The organism is Marinomonas sp. 63XJN7_7_ISO-PGPR-S23-202, from assembly GCF_056173505.1.
Genome location: NZ_CM149677.1, coordinates 2,875,550 through 2,898,706, shown reverse-complemented (window position 1 = coordinate 2,898,706; position 23,157 = coordinate 2,875,550). Strand labels below are relative to the sequence as shown.

At 43.5% G+C, this 23,157-nt stretch carries 29 protein-coding genes; 18 read left to right on the top strand and 11 right to left on the bottom strand.

Annotated features, from left to right (window positions below):
* Nucleotides 1-66: 66 nt before the first annotated feature.
* From yjgA to AC0VYG_RS13430, 9 genes are all read right to left on the bottom strand, one after another.
* Entirely contained in the window at nucleotides 67-600 is a 534-nt protein-coding gene (gene yjgA / locus AC0VYG_RS13470; RefSeq protein WP_475428507.1) for a ribosome biogenesis factor YjgA, read from the bottom strand.
* A 6-nt stretch (nucleotides 601-606) separates the two neighbouring features.
* Nucleotides 607-1,959 carry a magnesium transporter gene (gene mgtE, locus AC0VYG_RS13465; RefSeq protein WP_475428506.1) on the bottom strand — a complete coding sequence of 451 codons (1,353 nt, stop codon included), beginning with the start codon at nucleotides 1,957-1,959 and terminating at the stop codon, nucleotides 607-609.
* A gap of 8 nt (nucleotides 1,960-1,967) precedes the next feature.
* A complete protein-coding gene (locus AC0VYG_RS13460; protein ID WP_475428505.1) occupies nucleotides 1,968-2,237 on the bottom strand; it encodes an HPr family phosphocarrier protein in 270 nt (89 codons plus the stop codon).
* A gap of 26 nt (nucleotides 2,238-2,263) precedes the next feature.
* A complete protein-coding gene (locus AC0VYG_RS13455; protein WP_475428504.1) occupies nucleotides 2,264-2,716 on the bottom strand; it encodes a PTS sugar transporter subunit IIA in 453 nt (150 codons plus the stop codon).
* A 17-nt stretch (nucleotides 2,717-2,733) separates the two neighbouring features.
* Nucleotides 2,734-4,233: an RNA polymerase factor sigma-54 gene (locus tag AC0VYG_RS13450; protein WP_475428503.1), complete on the bottom strand. Its 1,500-nt coding sequence runs from the start codon at nucleotides 4,231-4,233 to the stop codon at nucleotides 2,734-2,736.
* Between the two features lie 87 nt (nucleotides 4,234-4,320).
* Nucleotides 4,321-5,046, bottom strand: coding sequence for an LPS export ABC transporter ATP-binding protein (lptB, locus tag AC0VYG_RS13445; protein WP_475428502.1), 726 nt, complete (start codon nucleotides 5,044-5,046; stop codon nucleotides 4,321-4,323).
* Nucleotides 5,047-5,577, bottom strand: coding sequence for a lipopolysaccharide transport periplasmic protein LptA (lptA, locus tag AC0VYG_RS13440; protein WP_475428501.1), 531 nt, complete (start codon nucleotides 5,575-5,577; stop codon nucleotides 5,047-5,049).
* Complete coding sequence (gene lptC / locus AC0VYG_RS13435; RefSeq protein WP_475428500.1) at nucleotides 5,561-6,127, bottom strand: LPS export ABC transporter periplasmic protein LptC; 567 nt, start codon at nucleotides 6,125-6,127, stop codon at nucleotides 5,561-5,563. The genes lptA and lptC overlap by 17 nt, the downstream gene beginning before the upstream one ends.
* A complete protein-coding gene (locus tag AC0VYG_RS13430; protein ID WP_475428499.1) occupies nucleotides 6,127-7,089 on the bottom strand; it encodes a calcium/sodium antiporter in 963 nt (320 codons plus the stop codon). The genes lptC and AC0VYG_RS13430 overlap by 1 nt, the downstream gene beginning before the upstream one ends.
* 226 nt (nucleotides 7,090-7,315) lie before the next feature.
* On the opposite strand from AC0VYG_RS13430, the gene AC0VYG_RS13425 reads away from it, so the two are divergent.
* From AC0VYG_RS13425 to AC0VYG_RS13385, 9 genes are all read left to right on the top strand, one after another.
* Nucleotides 7,316-8,059, top strand: a complete 744-nt coding sequence (locus AC0VYG_RS13425) for an ABC transporter ATP-binding protein (protein ID WP_475428498.1) — start codon at nucleotides 7,316-7,318, stop codon at nucleotides 8,057-8,059.
* Nucleotides 8,056-8,841: a lipid asymmetry maintenance ABC transporter permease subunit MlaE gene (gene mlaE / locus AC0VYG_RS13420; protein ID WP_475428497.1), complete on the top strand. Its 786-nt coding sequence runs from the start codon at nucleotides 8,056-8,058 to the stop codon at nucleotides 8,839-8,841. Before AC0VYG_RS13425 ends, mlaE begins: the two co-directional genes overlap by 4 nt.
* Nucleotide 8,842: 1 nt before the next feature.
* A complete protein-coding gene (gene mlaD, locus AC0VYG_RS13415; protein WP_475428496.1) occupies nucleotides 8,843-9,316 on the top strand; it encodes an outer membrane lipid asymmetry maintenance protein MlaD in 474 nt (157 codons plus the stop codon).
* Between the two features lie 20 nt (nucleotides 9,317-9,336).
* Entirely contained in the window at nucleotides 9,337-9,957 is a 621-nt protein-coding gene (locus AC0VYG_RS13410; RefSeq protein ID WP_475428495.1) for an MlaC/ttg2D family ABC transporter substrate-binding protein, read from the top strand.
* Nucleotides 9,958-10,187: 230 nt separating this feature from the next.
* Nucleotides 10,188-10,424, top strand: a complete 237-nt coding sequence (locus AC0VYG_RS13405) for a BolA family protein (protein ID WP_475428494.1) — start codon at nucleotides 10,188-10,190, stop codon at nucleotides 10,422-10,424.
* A 23-nt stretch (nucleotides 10,425-10,447) separates the two neighbouring features.
* Nucleotides 10,448-11,710, top strand: coding sequence for a UDP-N-acetylglucosamine 1-carboxyvinyltransferase (gene murA / locus AC0VYG_RS13400; RefSeq protein WP_475428493.1), 1,263 nt, complete (start codon nucleotides 10,448-10,450; stop codon nucleotides 11,708-11,710).
* 1 nt (nucleotide 11,711) lies between these two features.
* On the top strand, nucleotides 11,712-12,356 hold the full coding sequence (hisG, locus tag AC0VYG_RS13395; protein ID WP_475428492.1) for an ATP phosphoribosyltransferase: 645 nt from the start codon (nucleotides 11,712-11,714) through the stop codon (nucleotides 12,354-12,356).
* A complete protein-coding gene (hisD, locus tag AC0VYG_RS13390; RefSeq protein ID WP_475428491.1) occupies nucleotides 12,356-13,687 on the top strand; it encodes a histidinol dehydrogenase in 1,332 nt (443 codons plus the stop codon). Before hisG ends, hisD begins: the two co-directional genes overlap by 1 nt.
* Nucleotides 13,677-14,246, top strand: a complete 570-nt coding sequence (locus AC0VYG_RS13385) for an SRPBCC family protein (protein WP_475428490.1) — start codon at nucleotides 13,677-13,679, stop codon at nucleotides 14,244-14,246. Before hisD ends, AC0VYG_RS13385 begins: the two co-directional genes overlap by 11 nt.
* A 94-nt stretch (nucleotides 14,247-14,340) precedes the next feature.
* Here AC0VYG_RS13385 and AC0VYG_RS13380 read toward each other — a convergent pair whose 3' ends face one another.
* Nucleotides 14,341-15,393 (bottom strand): S1C family serine protease, encoded by a 1,053-nt coding sequence (locus AC0VYG_RS13380; RefSeq protein WP_475428489.1) that lies wholly within the window; start codon nucleotides 15,391-15,393, stop codon nucleotides 14,341-14,343.
* A gap of 16 nt (nucleotides 15,394-15,409) precedes the next feature.
* Here AC0VYG_RS13380 and AC0VYG_RS13375 point away from each other — a divergent pair, with 16 nt between their 5' ends.
* Entirely contained in the window at nucleotides 15,410-16,171 is a 762-nt protein-coding gene (locus AC0VYG_RS13375) for a Nif3-like dinuclear metal center hexameric protein (RefSeq protein WP_475428488.1), read from the top strand.
* Nucleotides 16,172-16,255: 84 nt separating this feature from the next.
* Here AC0VYG_RS13375 and AC0VYG_RS13370 read toward each other — a convergent pair whose 3' ends face one another.
* Entirely contained in the window at nucleotides 16,256-16,714 is a 459-nt protein-coding gene (locus tag AC0VYG_RS13370; RefSeq protein ID WP_475428487.1) for a ZapG family protein, read from the bottom strand.
* A gap of 128 nt (nucleotides 16,715-16,842) precedes the next feature.
* Here AC0VYG_RS13370 and zapE point away from each other — a divergent pair, with 128 nt between their 5' ends.
* The 8 genes from zapE (at nucleotide 16,843) to AC0VYG_RS13330 (ending at nucleotide 23,108) form a co-directional block, all read left to right on the top strand.
* Nucleotides 16,843-17,943, top strand: coding sequence for a cell division protein ZapE (zapE, locus tag AC0VYG_RS13365; protein ID WP_475428486.1), 1,101 nt, complete (start codon nucleotides 16,843-16,845; stop codon nucleotides 17,941-17,943).
* A 152-nt stretch (nucleotides 17,944-18,095) separates the two neighbouring features.
* Entirely contained in the window at nucleotides 18,096-18,524 is a 429-nt protein-coding gene (gene rplM, locus AC0VYG_RS13360; protein WP_067014800.1) for a 50S ribosomal protein L13, read from the top strand.
* A 14-nt stretch (nucleotides 18,525-18,538) separates the two neighbouring features.
* Nucleotides 18,539-18,931 (top strand): 30S ribosomal protein S9, encoded by a 393-nt coding sequence (gene rpsI, locus AC0VYG_RS13355; protein WP_067014797.1) that lies wholly within the window; start codon nucleotides 18,539-18,541, stop codon nucleotides 18,929-18,931.
* Between the two features lie 161 nt (nucleotides 18,932-19,092).
* Nucleotides 19,093-19,689 (top strand): ubiquinol-cytochrome c reductase iron-sulfur subunit, encoded by a 597-nt coding sequence (petA, locus tag AC0VYG_RS13350; protein ID WP_475428485.1) that lies wholly within the window; start codon nucleotides 19,093-19,095, stop codon nucleotides 19,687-19,689.
* Nucleotides 19,689-20,930, top strand: coding sequence for a cytochrome b (locus AC0VYG_RS13345; RefSeq protein WP_475428484.1), 1,242 nt, complete (start codon nucleotides 19,689-19,691; stop codon nucleotides 20,928-20,930). The genes petA and AC0VYG_RS13345 overlap by 1 nt, the downstream gene beginning before the upstream one ends.
* Nucleotides 20,927-21,664 carry a cytochrome c1 gene (locus AC0VYG_RS13340; protein WP_475428483.1) on the top strand — a complete coding sequence of 246 codons (738 nt, stop codon included), beginning with the start codon at nucleotides 20,927-20,929 and terminating at the stop codon, nucleotides 21,662-21,664. The genes AC0VYG_RS13345 and AC0VYG_RS13340 overlap by 4 nt, the downstream gene beginning before the upstream one ends.
* 97 nt (nucleotides 21,665-21,761) lie before the next feature.
* The gene (locus tag AC0VYG_RS13335) at nucleotides 21,762-22,394 is read left to right on the top strand and encodes a glutathione S-transferase N-terminal domain-containing protein (RefSeq protein ID WP_067014785.1); all 633 of its coding nucleotides are present in this window, start codon (nucleotides 21,762-21,764) and stop codon (nucleotides 22,392-22,394) included.
* 327 nt (nucleotides 22,395-22,721) lie between these two features.
* Complete coding sequence (locus tag AC0VYG_RS13330) at nucleotides 22,722-23,108, top strand: stringent starvation protein B (protein ID WP_475428482.1); 387 nt, start codon at nucleotides 22,722-22,724, stop codon at nucleotides 23,106-23,108.
* Nucleotides 23,109-23,157 lie beyond the last annotated feature (49 nt).

Here is a 23,157-nt window from a genome sequence, read left to right as displayed (position 1 = left end):
TTGCTTTAAGCGATGATGTTGATGACAATCTGTCAGGTTAGTAAAGTAAGCTAACAAAGAGGGAGGTTACTCTTTTAGTCCAAGTTTCTTTTCTTCAACATCACGAAGAAAGCGGAACAGCTTTTTGCGGTTGGTGGTTTTGCCATCTTCGGATACCTCTTTTTGAGACTGGCGAATAAGCTGTCTCAGCAGTTGGATGTCTTCTAATCCTGGATGATCTTCTAGGTATTGTGATAGCACTTCTTTGCTATGCTCACCGATCAATTCGTCGCGTTTTATTTCCAGTTGGTGGAATAATTTGTTATAGGCAGCTGAGGTTGTATCAAACATGGCAACTTGCTTGGCAATTGCTTCATGGTCTTCGGTACGCATTACCTTGCCTATGTATTGTAAGTGTCTTCTCATCGCTTCTCGTTGCTTGATGCGATCAGCTTCGGCAAGGGCATCTCTGAGTGTTTCTGACATCACAACTTTTTTTTGCTGATTTTTGCTCAGTGCTAACAGTTTCTTACCGACTTCTTGCAGGGCTTCCATTTCGCGTTTGATCTGCGTTTTACTCTTAGGGATGTCGTCTTCATTAAATTGATCAAAGTCAGTCATGGGAACCTATACTAAAAAAATGGTGGCGAGACCAAGGAAGGCTAAAAAGCCGACTACATCGGTCACGGTAGTCAAAATAACACTGGCCGCTAAGGCGGGGTCGATACCAAGTTTTTTTAAGAAAATTGGTAAAAGAGTTCCAGTAAGAGCGGCAATCAAAAGGTTGATGATGGTCGCCCCCGCAATGATATAGGCAATCTTGAGGTTGTCAAACCAAACTGCTGTCAGTATGGCAATAACGGTTGACCAAAGAAGACCATTGAGTAAACCAACAATCAGTTCCCTGTTTAGTAACCAACGCATATTGGCAGAGCCAATCTGATCCAAGGCGATCCCGCGTATGACCAAAGTAAGAACTTGAGAGCCGGCGATGCCTCCCATGCTGGCAACAATGGGCATTAAAACGGCCAGCGCAACAACTTGGTTGAGAGTGTGTTGAAAAAGACCGATGACGTACGAGGCAATAAAGGCGGTGATTAAGTTGATTCCTAACCAAACAGCACGACGGCGAGTGGTTTTCATGATTGGCGAGAAAGTGTCTTCGTCGTCTTCCAAACCGGCCATACTGAGCATGGAGTGTTCGGCTTCATCCCGAATAACATCGACCACGTCATCAATGGTAATACGCCCAAGTAGCTTTCCCGTACTGCGATCAATAACGGGGGCGGAGACCAAATCCATTTTTTCAAACACTTGGGCGACTTCGCTTACGGATGTGTCTGAGTGGATGGCGGTGTGGTCTGTCTCCATAATGTCTCGTACAGTGGTTTTTGTATCACAGACTAGGAGTTTGGCTAAGGGAAGCGTTCCCAAAAGTCGGTTTGAGCGGCTGACAACTAACAGGCTATCTGTCATGTCAGGAATTTGTTTATATTGTCGAAGGTAACGAAATACTCTGTCCAAGGTGACGTTAGGGCGAATGGTAATGGTGTCTGTGTTCATTAAGCCACCGGCGGAGTCTTCCGAGTAGCTTAATAAGGCCTCAACTCTTAGTCTGTCCTGAGGAGGCATGGATAAGAGGACTTCACTTACCACCTTGTCTGGCAGGTGTTGCAGTAAGTCGGCTAAATCATCGCTTTCAAAGTGTTCAGATACGGCAACCACCCGCTGGGTGCTCATATTCTCTAGAAACTGTAGGCGTATGTCTTCGTTTAGGTATTGAAGAACCTCGCCTTGGTTTTTGTCTTCAATGAGTTCCCAAAGCTGCTTACGTTCTTTAGGGGGAGAGGATTCTAAAAGGCTAGCAACATCTTGTGCGGGTAAAGCGCCATTTAATAAATAGCGCGTTTGTAATGTGGCGCCAGACTCTAAAGACTCTGTGACCGTTTGTAGGTGGGCGAGTGTATTTTTATCTGGCATTGTTGTCCTTATTCATCTTCCCCAAAGCGATCATTGATTAATGCAATAATGGCCTTGATGGCATCTTCTTCATCTTCACCATTGGTTTTAATGGTGATGTCCGTGCCCTTGCCAGCAGCTAGCATCATCATTGCCATAATGCTTTTACCATCGACATTACGCCCGTCTTTCTCGATGGTAACATCGCAAGAAAAGCGAGAAGTGGTTTCGACTAGTTTTCCTGCGGCTCGTGCATGAAGGCCAAGTTTGTTGATAATGGTGACAGACTCTTCCAACATACCTTTTTCCTTAATTAAGATTAAATCTAATTCAATAATGATTCTAACTCAGTAAGAAGGGCTTGATTGGTCTCGGCCGCTCTTAATTTATTGAGTTTTTCGGTAGATTGCGCCAGCTCGGCAATTTCTGATAGGGTCGATAAATGGTTGTCGCATTCGCTTGGCGGCACAATCAAAGCAAAAATTAAATCCACATTTTTCTTGTCCACGGAGTCGAAATTAATGGCGGATTGCAATGACATGACAACTAGAGCTGTGTGGTTGGCACTCTCCAAACGGCAATGGGGGATGGCAATGCCATTGCCTATGCCAGTACTGCCAAGTTTTTCACGTCCTAGTAATGCATCATAAACTGCTTCGTTGTCGCAATGTAACCGGTTTGATGCAACTTCAGCAATACTTTCTAGTACGCGTTTCTTGCTGATAATATCTTGTTTGGCGATAACGAGTTCAGCTTTTAATATAGATTTCAAAGGCATAAAGAAATGTATCCGTATTAGATGAGTCGTTTGCGTTCATTGGAAGGCGGAATATTCATCGCCTCACGATATTTTGCTACAGTTCGCCTAGCAACCTGAATACCTTGTTCCGCTAAAATACTGGCTAGTTTGTTGTCACTAAGCGGTTTTTTGGCTGGTTCTTCGCTAACGAGCTTCTTAATCATAGCTCGAATAGCGGTCGAAGAACATTCCCCTCCAGAAGCGGTATTGACATGACTGGAGAAAAAATATTTCAGCTCAAAAATGCCTTTAGGAGTATGCATGTATTTCTGTGTGGTTACTCGAGAAATAGTAGACTCATGCATGCCGACCTCTTCTGCGACATCATGAAGCACCATAGGTTTCATAGCTTCTTCACCGAGTTCGAAGAAGTCGATCTGTCGATTCACAATGCAACTAGTGACTTTTAGTAAAGTTTCATTGCGGCTTTGCAAGCTTTTCATGAACCATTTTGCTTCTTGCAAGGAGTTTTTGATGTACGTGACATCTTCTGATGTGGAAGCTGTTGCTGCCATGGCGGAGTAGGTTTCGTTTATCTTAACCGGTGGCAGAGCGTCATTATTCAGTTCAACTTGCCAGACGTTATTGCGTTTTCGTACAGACACATCGGGGATAACATAATCGGTATCGTCCGTGTCAATGATGGACCCTGGTCGAGGATTAAGTTGCTGGATCAGTTCAATCACTTCTTTGAGCGATTCTTCCTTTAGTTTTGTTTTTCGGCTTAATTGAGTGAAATCTCGATTACCAAGCAGAGGGAGATAGTTGTCTACTAAATTATAGGTGCTCTTATACAAAGGGTGCTCGCGGAACAGTTCTAATTGAACTAACAAGCAATCACGCAGATCAATAGAGCATACACCAACGGGATCAAAACGTTGTAAGCGGTGTTGAACCGCAATGACCTCATCAAGCTCAAGGTCTTCAAGTTCAGAGGTCAATGACTCCCAAATTTCATCTGGGGAAATGCTTAAATACCCATCGGACTGAACACACTCAATGATGGCGTAAGCAATCTCAATATCCCTATCTGACATGTGGGTGAGGTTGAGCTGCCAAATTAAATGGTCTTGAATGCTTTCTTCTGGTGCGTTACGACTTTCAAAATCCCCATCATTTTCATAGCTGTTGGAGTGGCTGACAGACGCTGCTGAATTTTGGTAGGTATCGTCCCAATCGCTGTCAATGGATAGCTCTTCTGGAATACTATCGGTCCATTCTGATTCGACCTTTGCTTCTTCGCTGCTGTTTGACTCAACCTTTTTTTCAGACGCGTGTGTGTTGTCGCTATCACTATCGCGTTCTTTCAATGCTGATGGGGCATCACTAGAAGTGTATTCCTCATCATCAATTTCCAGTAGCGGATTAGACTCTAAAAATTCATGGATCTCCTGTTTAAGATCCAACGTTGAAAGCTGCAGTAAACGAATGGCTTGCTGCAACTGTGGCGTCATGGTCAGTTGTTGACCAAGCTTTAATTGTAAAGACTGCTTCATAGAGCAACTCTTTTATCGTTAAGTTGAAAGTAAGAAAGATGGAACAAGTTATGCATGTTACTCCCTTTGAGTTGCAAAAATAAGAGGTTATAAGCGGAAGTCGTCACCTAAGTAGACTTTTTTCACTTGTTCGTTGTTGATAACGGTATCGGCATCCCCTGATGCGATGATGTGTCCATTACCAACAATGTAGGCTTTATCACAGATGTCGAGAGTTTCTCTGACGTTGTGGTCGGTAATTAACACACCAATACCACTTTCTTGTAAATGCCTGATAATGAGCTTTATATCGCCCACTGAAATAGGATCCACACCAGCGAATGGCTCGTCAAGTAATATGAACTTGGGGTTCATCGCGAGTGCCCGGGCGATTTCAACTCGGCGACGCTCCCCCCCAGACAGCGCCATACCCAAGTTAGAGCGAATGTGAGTAACATGAAATTCTTTTAATAAGCTTTCTAATCGCTCTTTTCTTTGGGCTCTATTAAGCTCTTTTCGTGTTTCAAGAATGGCGTAAATGTTGTCTTCTACCGACATTTTTCTAAAAATAGACGCTTCTTGCGGGAGATAGCCTATGCCTTTTTGAGCACGGGTATGCATGGCATATTTGGTGATGTCCTGGCCATCGATAAAGATGCCGCCGGCGTCATTGGTGACCATGCCAACGATCATATAAAAACAGGTTGTTTTACCCGCGCCATTCGGTCCGAGTAAGCCAACCGCCTGGCCTGATTCGACAGAGAGGGAAACATCTTTAACCACTTGGCGTTTTTTATAACTTTTTGCGAGATTTTTTGCTTCTAAAACGGCCATTTACTTCTCTTTTTTCTGTGGTGATGCTTGTTTTTTTTCGGTTTGTGGCTGTAGCGTCATGGAAACTCGGCCTGATCCTTCTTTCTCGGCGCTGAAGGTGCCATTTTTGATGTAGTAGACAATATGGTCGGCGGTGATTTTGTCATCCATTCTGTTTAAGTAGCCGTCCCCAAAAATTTCCACTTTGGACTGAGCGGTTTTATAGATGACTTTATTACCACGACTAATCATCATATTACCTTGCCAATCGATTTGTTGGCTAAATTTGGCAGGGTGGCCCGTTGCAATGAGTTCGGTGAATTTACGCGTCTTAGGATTGGTGATGACTTTCAGATACTGGGCTTGAATTTCAATCGAACCTTGTTTTACAAATACGTCACCTGTATAGACGGCTTCGCCTGTTTTTTGATCAAAATGGGCTTGATTGGACTGTATATTTAATGGTTTGCTTGTATCATCTGGAAGCGCTAGTACCCATTGGCTTACGAATAAGCCGGCTAAGAAAGTACATACCTTAATGTGTTGCTTCATACTGTCCTCTTACAGATCCTGTCATTTTAACTTCTTCTGTGTTGATATAAGTGACAATGACATCGGCAGATGTTTCGCCTTGTGTTGAGTATATTTTTGCATTTCCTGTACTCGTAAGTGACTGCTGTTTATCTAAATAACGAATATTGTCCGCTGTTAGTGTGATGTCTGGTGAGTCTACGTAATGTTTTACGGCTGATGCATCATCAGTTAGTAGAATATCACTACTGCCATCTTCAATTATCCCTTTTTTTCCTTGTGCTTCCCAGTTCCCCGTTTTTTCAACTCTTTTTACCTTTGGGTTTTCGAGAAGTGTCCTTGCACCTTTGTTGTAATGTAGAGCTCTATCTGCGGTTAAGGTTTCTATCAGTTTGCCATCTTGGTCAAATTCTGTGGCGTGTATTTTTGTAATGAAGTAATCGGGGGTGCTACTCAGATTGTCGGTTTGAAGCAAATTTTTATTATCAGATGAGCCAGCCCAGAAAAAAAGAGTAACGATCGCAATGCCGCCAGCCCCCAGTAGTAGTTTTTTGTGGCTTGCTTTGATCATTAGACAGAATCCCCTGTGCTAACGAAGAAAATATAGACAGCGTACGAAACGAGTAAGGGAATGGCTATCCAGCGAGGAATGCTTTGGTTTTTGGTTTTGGCAAATCCATAGATGAGTAAGGACAAGGCAACCGTTAAACCTAGAACCCAATAGAAATCTCGTCCCGATGTGGTTTGATCAATCACGCCTGGTGCGATTAACGCGGGCAGTGGTAACACTGTCGCCAAGTTGAACATATTTGAACCTAAGATGTTGCCAATGGCGATATCATGATGGCCTTTACGTACACTACTGATTGATGCAGCTAGCTCAGGTAGGCTGGTGCCGACGGCCACGATAGTTAAACCAATCACCATGTCGCTGACACCAAGAGCGGAAGCAATACCGATGGCTCCCCAAACAAGCAGTTTCGAGCTGCCTATCAGAACCACTAGACTGACAAGTGAAATGCATAGGGATTTGCCGACAGGGCTGCCATCATCCTCGGGGAGCTCACTGGAAAGTTGCTCTTCAAGGTTTTTGCTGCCTTTTAGCATGACGATCATCATGATAATAAACATGAAAACTAATACGATACCGTCTGAAAAACTTAAGGTACCATCATGAAGTAACCAGCCAGTAACCAGGGTGATGGTTAAAACAAGGGGGACCTCCTTACGCATCAAATCTTTCGTAACCGGGACGGCGGAGAACAACAGAGTGGCGCCGAAAACCAGCGCGATATTGGCAATGTTAGAACCTAATACGTTACCGATAGCAATGCCTGGCGCATTATCAAATGATGCAATCGCCGACACAACCATTTCGGGCGCAGAGGTGCCCAGTCCCACCAAGATTACTCCAATAACAATGGGGCTCACTTCTAGTTTTTCGGCAACGAGTGCCGCATGTTCAATGAATTTATCAGAACTAATAACCAGCAAGACTAAGCCTGCAATTAGAGCAGCGGAAAACAGCAGCATAACCTCTTATTTACTCTCGAATCAAAAAGATGTCCCATTTAATGAGGTTTGCTGTGTAAATTCAAGACTTGATCTTTGAAACAATTTCGATTCCGTTTATTGCGCGATTCTATTTTATAAGGGCGAGTGTTAGTATCAGCAACTATTATATTGGGAAAGGATAGGTGAGTCCGTGCTGGATAGGTATATAAAAGTACAGAATCTTCGCTTTTCAAGAGGGGAGAGGGTGATATATGAAGATGTGTCGCTGGATATTCCTCGTGGAAAAATCACCGCTGTGATGGGGCCAAGTGGAACCGGAAAAACGACTCTCTTAAAGCTAATCGCTGCGCAGCTTTATCCAGACAGTGGTCATGTTTTTGTTGATGGGCAGGATATTCATTCTTTGTCTCGTTCAGATTTATATAAAGTCAGAGAGAAAATGGGTATGCTTTTTCAAAGTGGTGCCTTATTCAGTGATATGTCTGTTTTTGAAAATGTCGCTTTTCCTCTGCAAGAACATACCAATTTTGATGCGAGTAAAATCGAAGGTATTGTGCTCGAGAAATTGCACAGCGTGGGGTTGCGAGGTGCGGCAAAGTTATTCCCTTCTGAATTGTCAGGGGGGATGGCTAGACGTGTCGCTCTTGCTAGGGCGATCGCATTGGACCCTGAGTTGGTTATGTTTGATGAACCATTTACGGGTCAAGATCCCATTTCTAAAGGGGTTCTAGTCGAGCTGATTCGTCAATTAAATGATGGGTCTGGTATTACTTCAATCGTGGTGTCCCATGACGTAGAAGAGTCCTTATCCATTGCAGATCATGTCTGTATTTTGTCTGGTGGTTATGTCATTGCTCAAGGGACACCCAGCGATATTCGTGCCTCTGATGATGCGCAAGTAAAACAGTTCTTAAATGGGGAGCCTGATGGTCCTGTTCCATTTCATTATCCGGAAAGTGTTGCTGATGAACAGAGGAGTCAAAGATGATAAATAGTTTGATTTCTTTGGGCGCTGGTTTTTTAGATTGGCTGGAGGCAGTTGGAAGAGCGGGAATATTTATTGTTCAAAGTCTTGTGCGTTTACCTGTTCGATTAGGGGAATCTATTAATCTTTTGATTCGCCAGTTGTATTCAGTGGGCGTGCTGTCTCTGGTTATTATCATTGTATCCGGTACTTTTATCGGAATGGTATTATCCCTACAAGGTTATAGTATTTTGGCAAAATTTGGCTCATCAGGGTCTGTTGGTCAATTGTTAGCCTTGTCTTTGTTACGTGAATTGGGACCTGTGGTGACGGCGTTGTTGTTCGCTGGTCGAGCTGGGTCATCGCTTACTGCCGAAATAGGTTTGATGAAGGCAACAGAGCAGCTCTCCAGTTATGAAATGATGGGGGTGGATCCTTTACGTCGTGTGATTGCGCCGCGATTTATTGCTGGTGTGATTTCCTTGCCTTTGCTTAGTTTTGTATTTTCGGCGGCGGGTATCATTGGCGGTATGCTTGTCTCTGTTGGTTGGCTTGGTGTGAGTGATGGGGCGTTTTGGACCCTTATGCAGCAATCCGTTAACTTTGATACGGATGTCATGAATGGCGTAATCAAAGCGGTAGTATTTGCTGTTGTGGTGACTTGGATCGCTGTCTATCAGGGCTATGAATGTGTTCCGACATCAGAAGGGATTGGGAAAGCGACTACTCGAACCGTCGTTTTGGGTTCATTGTCTATTTTAGCATTAGATTTTATTTTAACCGCTGCGATGTTTGGAGATTTTTAGGATGAGAAGTAAGCGCGTTGAGTTATTGGTAGGTTGTTTCATTGTTTTGGGGGTCGTGGCTTTTGTTTATCTTGCCATACAAGTAAGCGGATTGGCGTTTACTGGCAAAAAAGATACTTATCAGGTTGTGGCTGAATTTAATGATATCGGTGGTTTGACAGATCGTGCCAAAGTAACCATTGCCGGTGTTACGGTGGGGCATGTTGTCTCCATTAGCTATGATAAAAAGCTTTACATGGCAAAAGTCACCATGGCAATCGATTCGGATATCAACAATATTCCTGTAGACAGTTCCATCGCTATCCTGACAAGTGGGTTGCTGGGTGAGAAGTACCTCGGTATTACGATCGGGGCGGATGAGAAAGTACTGAAAAATGGCAGTCAGATATATGATACTCAATCTGCTTTGGTGTTAGAGAATTTAATTAGTCAGTTCTTGTTTAATAAAACTAGTCAGTCTGACTCGAAAAAGTAATGAATTGGAGTACTTAGACCATGTCAAAGATAATAAACGTGATGTTTTTAGTAGGGGCGCTGTTTTCGTCCCTAGTTTGGGCGGATAACGATGAGGGCGCTCGTGATACCGTCGTTAAGGTTGTTAACGAGTTTCGCACTCAGATTGTGGCCGATAAAGCTGAGCTTAAAAACAACCCTGCGTTATTGTCCAAAAAAGTAGATAAAATTCTCACTCCAGTGGTTAATTTTGATGAATTCGCGAAGAGAGTGATGGGTCAGTACTATCGTAGAGCGACTCCTGAGCAGCGAGTGCGTTTTGCCACCGTCACTAAGGAAACCTTGTTGAAAACCTATGGTGGCTCTTTGTTGGACTTAGACCCTAACAAAATTAAAGTATTGCCATTAGGTCCTCAAAATCGTAGTGATGAAGTTAGAGTGGATGTTACCTTTCAGCGGGAAAACGGTAAGGTGATTGATATTAACTTCTACATGGAAGACTATGGCAACAATAACTGGAAACTGAGTAATGTGGTGGTTAGTAATATCAATTTTGGACTGACCTTCCGCAAACAGTTTGGTGTGATGATGCAGCAAAATAGATACAATATTGATGATGCCATCACAGCTTGGAAGGATTCTTTGTCTAAAAAACAGTCCTAGTTTGCATGTAAATCAGCAAGGCACTGAATGTTCTTGCTCACTGATTTCAAATAAAAAATCCGAATTCTTTGTGCTGAATTCGGATTTTTTTGTTTTTGACTGCTCGATCAAAGATTACTTGCGAAAACAGACGGCTTTTTTACGCTGAGTTGTAAGGATGGGTGTTAAGAAGTTGGTAAGACTAGGGTAGAATGTCTTCATCTGTAAATATTTAAAAAACTGGAGTGACTGTGAACGCAAGTGAAGTTAAAGCACTTTTAGAATCCACTATCAACGATTGCAAGGTCATTGCCGAAGGTGAAGGTTGTAATTTTAGTATTATCGTTATCTCTTCGGAGTTTGAGGGTATGTCTACCGTAAAAAGACAGCAGCTTGTTTATGCTCATCTTCAAGATGCCATCTCTAGCGGCGCAATTCATGCCGTCACCATGAAAACACTGACGCCACAGCAATACAGCGCACAATAAATTCTAAAAAGAGAGTGGAATGTATGGATAAACTACTGATTTCCGGTGGTGTTAAGCTCAATGGTGTTGTACGTGCGTCAGGTGCTAAAAATGCGGCTCTACCTATTCTAGCTGCCACTTTGCTAACAAAAGAGTTAATCACAATTAAGAACTTACCGCACCTTCATGATATTACGACCATGTTAGAGTTGTTAGGCTCCATGGGGTGTGGTGTGGTGGTTGATGAAAAGATGAGTGTTCAGTTGGATGTTTCGACATTGAACAATTCAGAAGCGCCCTATGAATTAGTCAAAACAATGCGTGCCTCAATTCTGGTTTTAGGGCCGTTGGTCAGTCATTTTGGTAAAGCAACCGTTTCTTTGCCTGGTGGGTGTGCTATAGGGAGTCGACCTGTTGATTTACATCTGCGTGGTTTGGAAGCCATGGGGGCAACGATTGAAGTGGAAGGTGGCGATATTGTTGCCAGTGTTGATGGTCGTCTAAAAGGTGCGCGAATTTTCTTTGATAAGGTTACTGTCACCGGAACAGAGAACTTATTAATGGCGGCGACGTTAGCAGAAGGTACAACCATTTTAGAGAATGCGGCCAAAGAACCAGAAGTGGTGGATCTTGCTGAATGCTTGATTTCGATGGGAGCCAAGATAACAGGGCAGGGGACAGATACCATTACCATTGAGGGCGTAGAGACCCTGCATGGTACCACCTATCCAGTTATGCCTGATCGCATTGAAACGGGCACATTCTTGGTCGCGGCAGCCATTACTGGTGGCAAAGTGCGTGTCATTGATACCGATGTGAAGTCATTAGAAGCGGTCCTGGCAAAATTGGAAGAGTCTGGTGCGAAGGTGACTTGTGGCGATGACTGGATCGAGTTGGATATGGCGGGCCAGCGACCTAAGGCGGTTAATATTAGCACCGCACCTTATCCTGCTTTTCCAACGGATATGCAGGCTCAGTTTGTAGCGCTTAACTCTGTCGCGACAGGCGTTGGTAGCGTTGTAGAAAATATTTTTGAAAATCGCTTTATGCATGTGAACGAGATGGTTCGTATGGGGGCTGATATCGAGATCAATGGCAATACTGCCATCGTTCGCGGTTGCGAAAAGCTAACAGGGGCCCCCGTTATGGCGACGGATTTGCGTGCGTCAGCAAGCTTGGTGCTGTCTGCTTTAGTGGCAGAGGGAGATACAAAGATTGATCGTATTTACCACATTGATCGCGGTTATGAATGTATCGAAGAAAAATTTGGTTCTTTGGGCGCGAAAATTTCACGAGTAGTAGATTAATATGAGTAATACCTTGACTATCGCCCTCTCTAAGGGGCGAATTTTACATGAAACCCTACCGCTATTGGAAAAAGCCAATATTATTCCAGCGGAAGACATTCATAAAAGCCGAAAATTAATTTTTGATACCAACCATGACAATATCAAGTTAGTGGTTTTGCGAGCCACGGATGTGCCAACTTATGTCGAGCATGGCGTGGCGGACTTTGGTGTCGCGGGCAAAGATGTATTAATGGAAGCCACCACCAAAAATTTGTATGAGTTGGTGGATTTGAAGATTGCAAAATGTCGCTTAATGACGGCAGGTGTGGTGGGTGAAGCTCTGCCGGCTCGCCGTTTGAAGGTCGCCTCTAAGTTTTCTAAGACTGCCAAGGCGTATTTTGCTGAACAGGGCATTCAGGCTGATGTGATTAAGCTTTATGGGGCGATGGAGTTGGCTCCTATCATGGGCTTGGCTGATTTGATTGTGGATATTGTCGATACGGGCAACACCTTAAAAGCGAATGGATTAGAACCAAGGGATTTTATTGCCGATATTAGTACCCGTTTAGTGGTCAACAAGGCGGCCTATAAAACAAAGTATGCCCAAATTGAACCAATTATCGAGATGCTTCGTCGTGCAGTTGACAATAACGAGGATAAGTAGTGAATCTGAATATTAGAGAATTCTCCACGGATTCTGACGGTTTTTTAGCAGAATTGGAGAGCTTGTTAGCATGGGATTCTGTGTCTGATTTATCAGTACAGGATGCGGTAACCAATATTGTGAATCAGGTGCGCCAACAGGGTGATGCCTCGGTTATTGAATTTACCAATAAGTTTGATCGTCGTCAGGTGGCGTCTGCCGCTGAGCTTGAGATCTCCCGTGAAGAAATGGCCGCTGCCAAGTTGCGAGTGAGTGACGAGCTGATTGCCAGTTTAGAAGCAGCAGCTAAGCGCGTCCATGATTATCATGAGCGTCAAAAACAACCTTCTTGGCAGTATCAAGAAGCAGATGGGACGATTCTTGGTCAAAAAGTGACGCCTTTGGATCGTGTTGGGGTATATGTGCCTGGCGGTAAGGCCGCTTATCCTTCTTCTGTATTGATGAATGTGATGCCTGCGAAAGTAGCGGGTGTTGGCGAAATTATTATGGTGGTACCGACACCAGATGGTTTTGTGAATGACATTGTGCTAGCGGCTGCATACATCGCGGGCGTTGATCGTGTATTTACCATCGGTGGTGCGCAAGCAGTGGCAGCACTGGCGTATGGCACAGAGTCTATTCCTAAAGTAGATAAGATAGTTGGTCCTGGTAACATCTTTGTTGCGACAGCCAAGCGTATGGTGTTTGGTGCAGTTGGTATTGATATGATTGCTGGGCCGTCTGAAATTCTTGTGGTCTGTGATGGCAAAACCAATCCAGATTGGATTGCCATGGATCTCTTCTCTCAAGCAGAGCATGATGAAGACGCTCAAGCTATTTTGATTTCACCTGATAAGCAATTCATTCATGATGTTAAAGCGTCTATGGAGCGTTTAATTGAAACGCAAAGTCGCCGTGACATTATTAAAGTATCCTTGGAAAATCGTGGTGCGTTTGTGCATGTTAAAGACATGGATGACGCCATGGATATTGCGAATATTGTTGCGCCAGAGCACTTAGAGTTGTCGGTCGATGAACCTGAAAAGTGGGCCGAGAAGATTCGTCACGCAGGTGCCATTTTTATGGGTCGACATACACCAGAAGCCTTGGGTGACTACTGCGCGGGGCCGAACCATGTATTGCCAACATCTGGTACCGCGCGTTTTTCTTCTCCACTTGGCGTTTATGACTTTCAAAAGCGCAGTTCTTTGATTAACTGTTCACCAGAAGGCGCGAGTGCGTTAGCTAAAATTGCCTCTCCGCTGGCTCGTGGCGAGTCTTTAGAAGCGCACGCTATGTCTGCTGAATATCGTATTATCGATGAGCAAGCAGCAGGTCAACATGACAAGTAAGAAGTCAAAGGCATCTGAGCATCCAAAAGCGCTCTATAAATTACGCACCGTAACGCGTATTTCTGCCTTTGTAATTTTGGCAGTGGTGATCGTAGGATTGCTGCTGCCAACGAATTATAAAGTAGAGCGGTCTGTGACAATAGACTCATCCAAGCAGACCGTGATGAGGGTGTTGCTAGATGGGAACGCTTTACCAAACTGGATGTATATTAGTGATGGTCGAGTAGAGGCGTTTAATGGCGTTTATACTAAAGGGCGATCCGCTACCATTCATTATAATAAAACCGATAAAGTAGGCAGTCTTACGATTACCAGCATCGGGAATAATCAGTTTACCTTTGATGTAAAACCTAAGCCGGGAGTCGATGTGGTTCGCAATGTGATTCGCTTGCAATCCATTGGTGGTAAAACCAAAGTCGATTGGTTGATTCAAGGTAAGTTGCGAGCTGGTTTGCTTAGTCCTTATGTGGCTTTATTGGCTAATCGAATTGCGGGTAGCAATTTTGAAAGAAGTTTGGATCGTTTGAAAGACATCGTTGAAACAAAAGTAGGTCAGTAAGGCCTGCTTTTGGTGTTGTGCTGGTTTGCTTTGTTCCTATAGGCCATTGTTCATGGCGCTTTTCATCTTTAATCACTTTTTAAATCAATCAATGCTAATTGATTAAGTGTTGCATGACTGGTTGTTTTTCTAACTTGATATTGGCTTGATAGGATTGCTGTCCTCTGACACCAAGTAACGAAATGACGGATCCTGGCTTCATACTGGCGATTTTTTGTCTGGTTTCAAATGGGTTGGTACTTGGGGTGTTGTCGATTTTAACGATAATATCGCCCACTTCGATTCCCGCTTTATCTGCGGGGCTTTGCTGAATAATGTTGCTGACAAGCAAGCCATGATCAACTGGTAAGTCTAGGCTCTTGGCTAGCTGTTGATTGATTTTTCTAGTGTCCATACCAAGATATGAGCGCGTTACCTTACCGTATTTAATCAACTGAGTCATGATTTTAAGGGCATCATTCACGGGTGTGGCAAAGCCTATCCCCTGGGAGCCTCCCGTGCTTGAGTAAATGGCAGAACTTATTCCAATCAATTGTCCTTTTAAATTAACCAGTGCGCCGCCAGAATTGCCTGGGTTGATTGCTGCATCGGTTTGTAAAAAATTTTCGTAGGAATGAAGTCCAATACTGTTTCTGGCCTTGGCGCTGATAATGCCAGCAGTCACCGTTTGTCCAATGCCGAAGGGATTGCCGATGGCAAGAATCTTATCTCCCACTTGAATTGTCTGACTATTTCCCAGCTCTATTGGGGTGAGGTTGGGCAAATCTATTTTCAGTACCGCTAAATCCGTCGCTGGATCAGAACCTATTAACCTAGCTTCTGCTTGTCTGTCATCATGGAGGCCAACCACAATGTGACTGGCATTTTGTACAACATGATAATTGGTTAAGATGTATCCTCTTTTGGACATGATGACGCCTGAGCCAAGGTTGATTGTGCGTGGGTCATTGTTATGTTCTAAGATACTGTTGGGAGGCTCTGTCTGAGTATATATATTGACAACAGAAGGAGCGGCTTTTTTGACGGAAGAGGCGTAGCTTGTGTTGGCCAATTTGTTTTTTTCTTGAATGAGGAGGGTGCCTAATCCTATACAAGAGCCAAGTAGAATGGCGATAATGATAGGCGTCCACTGTTTTTTATGTGTCATAAATGTCGAGGTTGTTTTGCTACGTAGTGAATTTGAATGGTTATTAGACCGAACATTGAGCCCAAGCTTATTTAAAGATTATGCCCCTAATGGCTTACAGGTGGAAGGAAAAGCCGAGATTAAGCGTGTTGTCACTGGTGTAACGGCTTGTCAGGCATTAATAGAAGCAGCGATTGACTATCAAGCTGATGCCATTTTTGTGCATCATGGGTATTTTTGGAAAAATGAGTCGCCACAAATCGTGGGGATGAAGTATCGGCGAATTGCTGCGTTGATCAAAAATGATATCAATTTATACGGTTACCATTTGCCCTTAGATGCCCACCCAGTACTTGGCAATAATGCAGGATTGGCGGACGCCATAGGTTTAACCGATCGTTCGTCTTTACAACCAGCCCTTCCTTTAGAGCAATCGATTGGTCTAGTGGGATGTTTGGATAAACCTGTTGAGGCTGATGCGTTTAAGTCCTTGGTTGAGCAAGCTGTTCAACGAGACATTCTGTTTGAGGTGGTCAATAATAGGGTCATTCAGAAGGTGGCCTTATGCACAGGGGGCGCGCAAGGCTATATTGAGCAAGCTGCCGAACTTGGTGCGGATGTCTTTATTACTGGCGAGGTATCTGAGCAAACGATTCATGTTGCCCGGGAAATGGATATTCACTTTATTGCTGCTGGGCATCATGCGACAGAACGCTTTGGCGCAAAAGCTATGGCTGAATTCTTGTCTAACGAGCATGGCCTTGAAGCGATATTTATCGACGTAGATAGCCCTGCATAATAATAGGCTTGAACAACAAAAAAGCGGCTTGTGCGGCCGCTTTGTGTTATGTGTAGATGACTCCCACAGTATGGCGAGTTTCTTTTAGATTGTGCGCTTTGGCTCGGTGAATTCGGCTTGTTTTTTGAGTCCAAATTTCTCACTTAACATACCTTGGCCATCGTCGCTTTTAGGGGCGTAGTCTCTTGGCGGTTCTGACAGACTGTCTTCGGTCGCCAATTCTTGTTGTAGTGTTGAGGGAGAAGCTGGTGCTATTTGAACATGGCTTAACTGGCTTGCACCGTTCGATAAGCTACCTCTTAACTCAGCAAGACGCTTTTCTAGGGCTAATAAATGATCGTTGCTGTCTGAGAAAAAATTATCAATAACGACTTGTTTTTTGTCTAGTTCTTCCTGTAATGACTTAATCGTAATGGCATTGGTGTTGGAGACAGTGTTTTTCTTTGCGTTTTTGGTGGTGATGCTTTTTAAAATAAGGGTGACCGCGACCCCTGCGACAACGCCAGTAATAAAAACAATAATGTTGAATTCTTCTAAGATCATGGCTTACTCCTAAAAATCAATAAAGCATTATAGCCTGAAATCCTTAAACGATGACACCATGGTAGGTGTGGTTTAAGTATCTATTTGTTAGAATGCATTCACTAAATTAATCGAATGAATGAGCAACAATGACACCTATTACTCGGTATAAGCAAGATTTAGAGAGAGAAGATTTCCATTATGATCCGGCGCAGGAAGAAGCGGTGCTGGCTCTTCAAGATTTATTCGATCGCCTGGTAGCACGCCAAAATGAACCTGAGTCTAATGGCTTGTTCGGGATTTTTCGTAAAAAGAAGGGCATCGATGTTGAAAAAGGTCTGTATTTTTGGGGTGGCGTAGGTCGCGGAAAAACCTATTTGATGGATGCATTTTACGAATGTCTACCAACCGATAAAAAAATGCGTCTGCACTTTCATCGCTTTATGCAGATGGTTCATAAAGAGATGCGTAAGCATGAGCATGTTAAAAACCCGCTGGATATTGTCGGTAAGGACATTGCTGAAAAGGCCCAAGTGCTTTGCTTTGATGAGTTCTTTGTGACGGACATAACTGATGCCATGATATTAGCAGGCTTGTTAGAGGTGCTGTTTAAGAATGGCACCACGCTGGTGGCGACGTCGAACATTGAACCGGATGGTTTGTACAAGAATGGTCTGCAACGGGCACGTTTCTTACCTGCGATTGATCTGGTAAATAAGTATACCAGAGTAATGAATGTGGATGGCGGTATTGATTATCGCCTGCGTACCTTGAAGCAAGCGAAGCTATACCATTTTCCGCTGACAGAGGAATCAGATCAGATACTGGAAGATCGCTTTATGAGTTTGATTTCTGATACATCACACATTCAAACGGGTGGAGCGGTCGAAATAGAAGGCCGTCAAATACCATTGGTGAAAAGCTGTGACCATATGGCTTGGTTTGATATCTATGCTCTATGTGATGGGCCTCGTAATCAGGTGGATTACATTGAGATTGCGAAACTCTATTCAACGATACTGATTTCCAATCTGCCGCAAATGGATGCGACCCGCGACGATCTAGCGCGGCGTTTTATTAACCTGATCGATGAGTTTTATGATCGCCACGTAAAGGTCATTATCACAGCGGATGTCGATATCCCTGATATTTATACAGGTGACCGCTTGGCTTTTGAGTATGATCGTACGGTGAGTCGTTTGCTGGAGATGCAGTCTGAGGAATACCTTTCTCTGGAGCACCGTCCGTAACCGTAATTCGGCTTTATTATTTATATAGACTCATGTATACTTCGCTCGCCTTTTTAAGGGTATGTGTACGTTGCTCAAACATGTGAATGTTTGGTCAACCAATAATAATAGGTATAGCGTGCATTGAGCACGCGTATTGAAAGGGTTTTTTGATGAAAACTTTTACAGCTAAGCCTGCTGAAGTACGCCGCGACTGGTTCGTGGTTGATGCTGAAGGCAAAACACTAGGCCGTTTGGCTACTGAAATCGCTCGCCGTTTACGCGGTAAGCATAAAGCGGAATACACTCCACACGTTGATACTGGTGATTACATCGTTGTTATCAACGCTGAGAAAATTCACGTTACTGGTAACAAAGCAGCTGCGAAACAATACTACCGCCACACTGGTTACCCAGGCGGCTTGCGTTCTATGAATTTCGAGAAGTTGATTGATCACGCTCCTGAGCGTGTTCTTGAAATCGCCGTTAAAGGTATGTTGCCAAAAGGTCCTTTGGGCCGTGCAATGCACAAGAAAATGAAAGTGTATGCTGGTGCAGAGCATCCTCATGCTGCGCAACAGCCTCAAGAACTTAACATTTAATACGGAAGATCATTATGTCAGCTACTCAATACTACGGTACAGGTCGTCGTAAAACGTCTACCGCTCGTGTGTTCCTTAAAGCCGGTTCTGGTAACCTAGTTATCAATAACCGTTCAATTGATCAGTACTTCGGTCGTGAAACGGCTCGCATGGTTGTTCGTCAGCCTCTTGAGTTAGTAGAAGCAACTGAGAAGTTTGATGTATACATCACTGTTAAAGGTGGTGGTATCTCTGGTCAAGCTGGTGCAATCCGTCATGGTATCACTCGTGCATTGATGCAATACGATGAGACTCTACGTCGTACTTTACGTTCTGCTGGTTACGTTACTCGTGACTCTCGTGAAGTTGAACGTAAAAAAGTGGGTCTACGCAAAGCTCGTCGTCGTCCTCAGTTCTCAAAACGTTAATTTTCGTTTTCAGATTACTATCAAAGCGCTTGGTGTTTTTCACCAGGCGTTTTTTTTGTTCTGCGATTTGTTGAATTGTATTTTTTGAGGCAAGACATAGAGTTAATTGCGTTTATTCAATAGAATATTGTTTTGTTATTGTTCAATGGAGTGCGAGCTGCTTGGAAGAAAAAATCAATAAAAGTCGTCGTCGATTTTTAGTTGGCTCGACCACTGCTTTGGGAGTGGTTGGGGGCGTTAGTGTGGCCGTGCCTTTTTTGTGTTCTTGGCAGCCTAGTGATGCGACAAGAGCGTCTGGTGCCCCTGTTCAAGTAGATGTCAGTAAGCTTGAAGAAGGTCAACAAGTGACGATTGCTTGGCAAGGAAAGCCTGTTTGGGTATTACGTCGTACGGCTCAAACCATTAACGATTTGCCAAAGCTAAACGCGCAGTTGGTAGATCCTTTTTCTTCTGTTGATCAACAGCCAGCCTATGCCGATAATCTTTATCGCTCCATTAAGCCAGAATATTTGGTATTAGTGGGTATTTGTACCCACCTCGGTTGCTCACCAAACTATCAACCCAACTCAGCGTCTGATAACAATGCAGAATGGTATGGCGGATACATTTGTCCATGCCATGGTTCGCGTTTTGATTTGGCAGGAAGAGTCTACAAGCATTACCCTGCGCCAACTAACCTTGTTGTTCCGCCTTATCATTTTAAGAATGATCGCGTGATTGTGATTGGTGTTGGTCAAAATGCCAAGGGAGAAGTGTAGTGGGCTTTTTTTCTGGGCTGATTAATTGGCTGGATGAGCGTTTCCCTATTAAGGCATATTATAAAAAACACTTCTCTGAATACTATGTTCCCAAAAACTTAAATGCTATGTATGTGTTTGGTGTTTTGGCAATGTTGTTGCTATTTAATCAGCTAATTACGGGAATTTGGTTGGCGATGAGCTATACGCCTACCGCAGCCGGTGCGTTTGCTTCCATTCAATATATTATGCGGGATGTGCCCTACGGTTGGCTGATTCGCTATATGCATACAACCGGAGCTTCGGCTTTGTTTATCGTACTGTATATTCATGTGTTGCGAGGTTTACTGTACGGTTCATATCAGCGCCCTAGGGAGTTGGTATGGTTATTGGGAATGACTCTGTATTTTATCATTATGATCGAAGCGTTTATGGGCTATTTGCTACCTTGGGGGCAAATGTCTTATTGGGGCGCGCAGGTCATTACCTCATTATTTGGAACTATTCCCGTGATTGGGAAAGGCTTAGAGCAGTGGGTTCGAGGCGATTATCTCGTCTCTGGTGTGACGTTGGGTCGATTCTATGCGCTGCACATTATAGCGTTTCCTATATTGATGGTATGCTTGGTGTATTTGCACTTGTCGACGCTGCGTCATGTTGGCTCAAACAATCCTCAAGGCATTGATATTAAAAAACACCTGAATAAAAAGGGCGTGCCTTTAGATGGCATTCCTTTCTCCCCTTATTTTATTACCAAAGACATTTTAGCCATTGCCGTTTTTCTTTTCCTTTTTTGCGCGGTGATTTTCTTTTTCCCTGATGGTTTTGGTTTTATTCTAGAAAAAGCGAATTTTGAGCCTGCTAACCCTTTAATAACGCCCGAGCACATTGAGGCCGCTTGGTATTTTTCGCCTTTTTATGCCATGTTGCGTGCTATTACCTTTTCGCTGTTCGGGCTTGATGCGAAATTCTTGGGCATGGTCGTCATGATGTCGTCGGTGCTTATCGTATTTTTTGTTCCTTGGCTGGATAAAAGCCCTGTGCGATCTATTCGCTATAAAGGGTATTTAAGTAAATGCTTTTTAGGTGTTTTTGTGGTGAGTTTTCTGGTGTTGGCAGTGATGGGAAACTTGCCTGTTAGTAAGACGACGACTTGGGTTTCACAGTTCGCTACCTTGGGGTATTTTTCTTATTTTTTATTAATGCCTTGGTATTCTCGTGTTGAAACGACTAAGCCCGTGCCAGAAAGAGTCTCTCCATGATGCATAGAGCTATTTTTATTGCGCTGCTTTCCTGTTTTTTTAGCCTTGCTGCCGAAGCGGCTGTGAGCAATCAGGGGGTGATGACACCCGATTATAAGGACCAAGCCTCTCTGCAGCGAGGGCTAAAAATTTATTCGAATTATTGCTCTGGCTGCCATCAGCTTAGTTATATGCGCTATAAGGAAATTTCTATTGATTTAGGTATTCCTAATGCATTATTTGAGGAAAATTTATTACCAAAATATGCTAGAATGGGCGACCAAATTACAGCGACTATGACGTCAGCTGATGCAAAACGTTGGTTTGGTGCAAAAGCACCTGACTTAACGCTTGAGGCAAAGCGACGAAGTCCTAATTGGATATATCATTATTTACAAAGCTTTTATCAAGATAAATCACGTCCTCTAGGGGTGAATAATCTGTTGCTTAACAATGTGGCAATGCCAAATGTGCTTGAGCATTTGCAAGGGCAAAGGTTGCTGCAATGTAAGCAAGAAGAGACAGCTTCTAAGGCGGGCCACGGTTGTCGTACGGTGGCTGGGGAGATAAAAGGAACGATTTCGGAGCAAGATTTTAAGCAAATTGCATACGATACCGCGAACTTTTTAGCTTATACAGCGGATCCCTCGCGTTTTAAACGAGAATCTTTAGGGCTAAAAGTTTTGCTGTTTGTTGCTTTATTTTGTGTGTTTGCTTATTTGTTGAAAAAAGAATTTTGGCGTGATGTTAGATAAGTTATCGTCCAGTCCAATCCCTCAATAATGGATTTAGCTGGTCAATTTTAAGTTTGCCCATCATGGGTGTGTGTTGTTTTTAAGAAAGGGGTTATACATGGGTGTTATTGCTAAGCGCTCTTCAATGACGTTCTTCTCCGATGGTGAAGATCATTACAGCCATCGAGTTCGTATTGTATTGGCAGAGAAAGCTGTTACTGTGGACATCATTGATGTGGACCCATTCAATAAGCCAGAAGAGTTGGCTGATGTGAATCCATACAATGAGTTGCCTGCGCTAGTAGATCGTGACTTGGTTCTATATGAGCCTAATGTCATGATGGAATATCTTGATGAGCGTTTTCCTCATCCGCCTTTGTTGCCTGTTTATCCGGTTGCTCGTGCAGAAAGTCGTTTGTACATGTACCGTATTCAGCGTGACTGGGCAAAGTTGGTTGATTTGATACTTTCTAGTAAAGACAAAGAGGCTGTCGCTCAAGCACAAAAAGAGTTACGCGAAGGTTTGATTAGTGTTTCTCCCATTTTCTCAGAGAAGCCTTATTTTATGAGCGATGAGTTCACCATCGTTGATTGTTGTTTGGCACCTATCCTATGGCGTTTACCTTCTTTGGGAATTGATATTCCTAAAGAGCAGGCAAGTGCTTTATACAAATATATGGATCTGGTGTTTGAGCGTGACTCTTTCAAAGAAAGCCTGTCTGAGGCGGAACAAGAGATGCGTTTAGATTAAGTCATTGACTTAATCTGTCACCATCTATAGATGGTGACAAGTATAAAAAAAGAGCCAGCGGCTCTTTTTTTATGTCTTAAATGAGCAATTTTACACTTTGATGACCTTTATCGGCGCAATTTTCCATTTGTCGTCTTTGTGCTGAGTAACATGAGTCGCTGCCATGTGTTACCATCAGCTCCATCAATTTGCTTAAGCTTTTCATCATGGAGGTCATGCTGTTACTAGAGAAAGTATGATAGTCCACTTCATTGAGGGGAAGATGTGAATAACATAAACCATTTTCATTCGATCAAGCGTTAGGCTAGATGGTTATAGGGAGTAAAAATGTTACCGAAAAGATCGTATTTATTGAACGCGGCTTATAGCTGGATTGCCGATAACAACATGACACCGTATCTTTTGGTGGACGCGGATCAAGCTGGTACGATTATTCCGCGAGAATTTGTAAAAGATGGACAGATTGTGCTGGATATTAGCATGTCGGCAGTTCGTAACTTAATAATGGACAAAAGTGGTGTGTCTTTTGGTGCACGTTTTGGTGGTAAGCCCATGGAAGTGTATGTGCCCATTCAGGCCGCATTAGCATTATACGCACAAGAAAATGGCGATGGCTTTGTTTTCCCTGACGAAGAGTTTCCTGAGGAAGCGCCGGAGCCGACTCCGCCAACAACGCCTGAGAAGAAAGGGTTTACCTTAAAAGTGGTTAAATAATGGCTTTCTTGGTGAGTGCAAACGGCAAATAGCCGATGGTTTAAGATAT

What these genes read in the sequence shown, in the direction of transcription:
- yjgA (WP_475428507.1), bottom strand. Translation starts at nt 600, where the DNA reads ATGACTGACTTTGATCAATTTAATGAAGACGACATCCCTAAGAGTAAA.
- mgtE (WP_475428506.1), bottom strand. Translation starts at nt 1,959, where the DNA reads ATGCCAGATAAAAATACACTCGCCCACCTACAAACGGTCACAGAGTCT.
- AC0VYG_RS13460 (WP_475428505.1), bottom strand. Translation starts at nt 2,237, where the DNA reads ATGTTGGAAGAGTCTGTCACCATTATCAACAAACTTGGCCTTCATGCA.
- AC0VYG_RS13455 (WP_475428504.1), bottom strand. Translation starts at nt 2,716, where the DNA reads ATGCCTTTGAAATCTATATTAAAAGCTGAACTCGTTATCGCCAAACAA.
- AC0VYG_RS13450 (WP_475428503.1), bottom strand. Translation starts at nt 4,233, where the DNA reads ATGAAGCAGTCTTTACAATTAAAGCTTGGTCAACAACTGACCATGACG.
- lptB (WP_475428502.1), bottom strand. Translation starts at nt 5,046, where the DNA reads ATGGCCGTTTTAGAAGCAAAAAATCTCGCAAAAAGTTATAAAAAACGC.
- lptA (WP_475428501.1), bottom strand. Translation starts at nt 5,577, where the DNA reads ATGAAGCAACACATTAAGGTATGTACTTTCTTAGCCGGCTTATTCGTA.
- lptC (WP_475428500.1), bottom strand. Translation starts at nt 6,127, where the DNA reads ATGATCAAAGCAAGCCACAAAAAACTACTACTGGGGGCTGGCGGCATT.
- AC0VYG_RS13430 (WP_475428499.1), bottom strand. Translation starts at nt 7,089, where the DNA reads ATGCTGCTGTTTTCCGCTGCTCTAATTGCAGGCTTAGTCTTGCTGGTT.
- mlaE (WP_475428497.1), top strand. Translation starts at nt 8,056, where the DNA reads ATGATAAATAGTTTGATTTCTTTGGGCGCTGGTTTTTTAGATTGGCTG.
- mlaD (WP_475428496.1), top strand. Translation starts at nt 8,843, where the DNA reads ATGAGAAGTAAGCGCGTTGAGTTATTGGTAGGTTGTTTCATTGTTTTG.
- AC0VYG_RS13410 (WP_475428495.1), top strand. Translation starts at nt 9,337, where the DNA reads ATGTCAAAGATAATAAACGTGATGTTTTTAGTAGGGGCGCTGTTTTCG.
- murA (WP_475428493.1), top strand. Translation starts at nt 10,448, where the DNA reads ATGGATAAACTACTGATTTCCGGTGGTGTTAAGCTCAATGGTGTTGTA.
- hisG (WP_475428492.1), top strand. Translation starts at nt 11,712, where the DNA reads ATGAGTAATACCTTGACTATCGCCCTCTCTAAGGGGCGAATTTTACAT.
- AC0VYG_RS13385 (WP_475428490.1), top strand. Translation starts at nt 13,677, where the DNA reads ATGACAAGTAAGAAGTCAAAGGCATCTGAGCATCCAAAAGCGCTCTAT.
- AC0VYG_RS13380 (WP_475428489.1), bottom strand. Translation starts at nt 15,393, where the DNA reads ATGACACATAAAAAACAGTGGACGCCTATCATTATCGCCATTCTACTT.
- AC0VYG_RS13370 (WP_475428487.1), bottom strand. Translation starts at nt 16,714, where the DNA reads ATGATCTTAGAAGAATTCAACATTATTGTTTTTATTACTGGCGTTGTC.
- zapE (WP_475428486.1), top strand. Translation starts at nt 16,843, where the DNA reads ATGACACCTATTACTCGGTATAAGCAAGATTTAGAGAGAGAAGATTTC.
- rplM (WP_067014800.1), top strand. Translation starts at nt 18,096, where the DNA reads ATGAAAACTTTTACAGCTAAGCCTGCTGAAGTACGCCGCGACTGGTTC.
- rpsI (WP_067014797.1), top strand. Translation starts at nt 18,539, where the DNA reads ATGTCAGCTACTCAATACTACGGTACAGGTCGTCGTAAAACGTCTACC.
- AC0VYG_RS13340 (WP_475428483.1), top strand. Translation starts at nt 20,927, where the DNA reads ATGATGCATAGAGCTATTTTTATTGCGCTGCTTTCCTGTTTTTTTAGC.
- AC0VYG_RS13335 (WP_067014785.1), top strand. Translation starts at nt 21,762, where the DNA reads ATGGGTGTTATTGCTAAGCGCTCTTCAATGACGTTCTTCTCCGATGGT.
- AC0VYG_RS13330 (WP_475428482.1), top strand. Translation starts at nt 22,722, where the DNA reads ATGTTACCGAAAAGATCGTATTTATTGAACGCGGCTTATAGCTGGATT.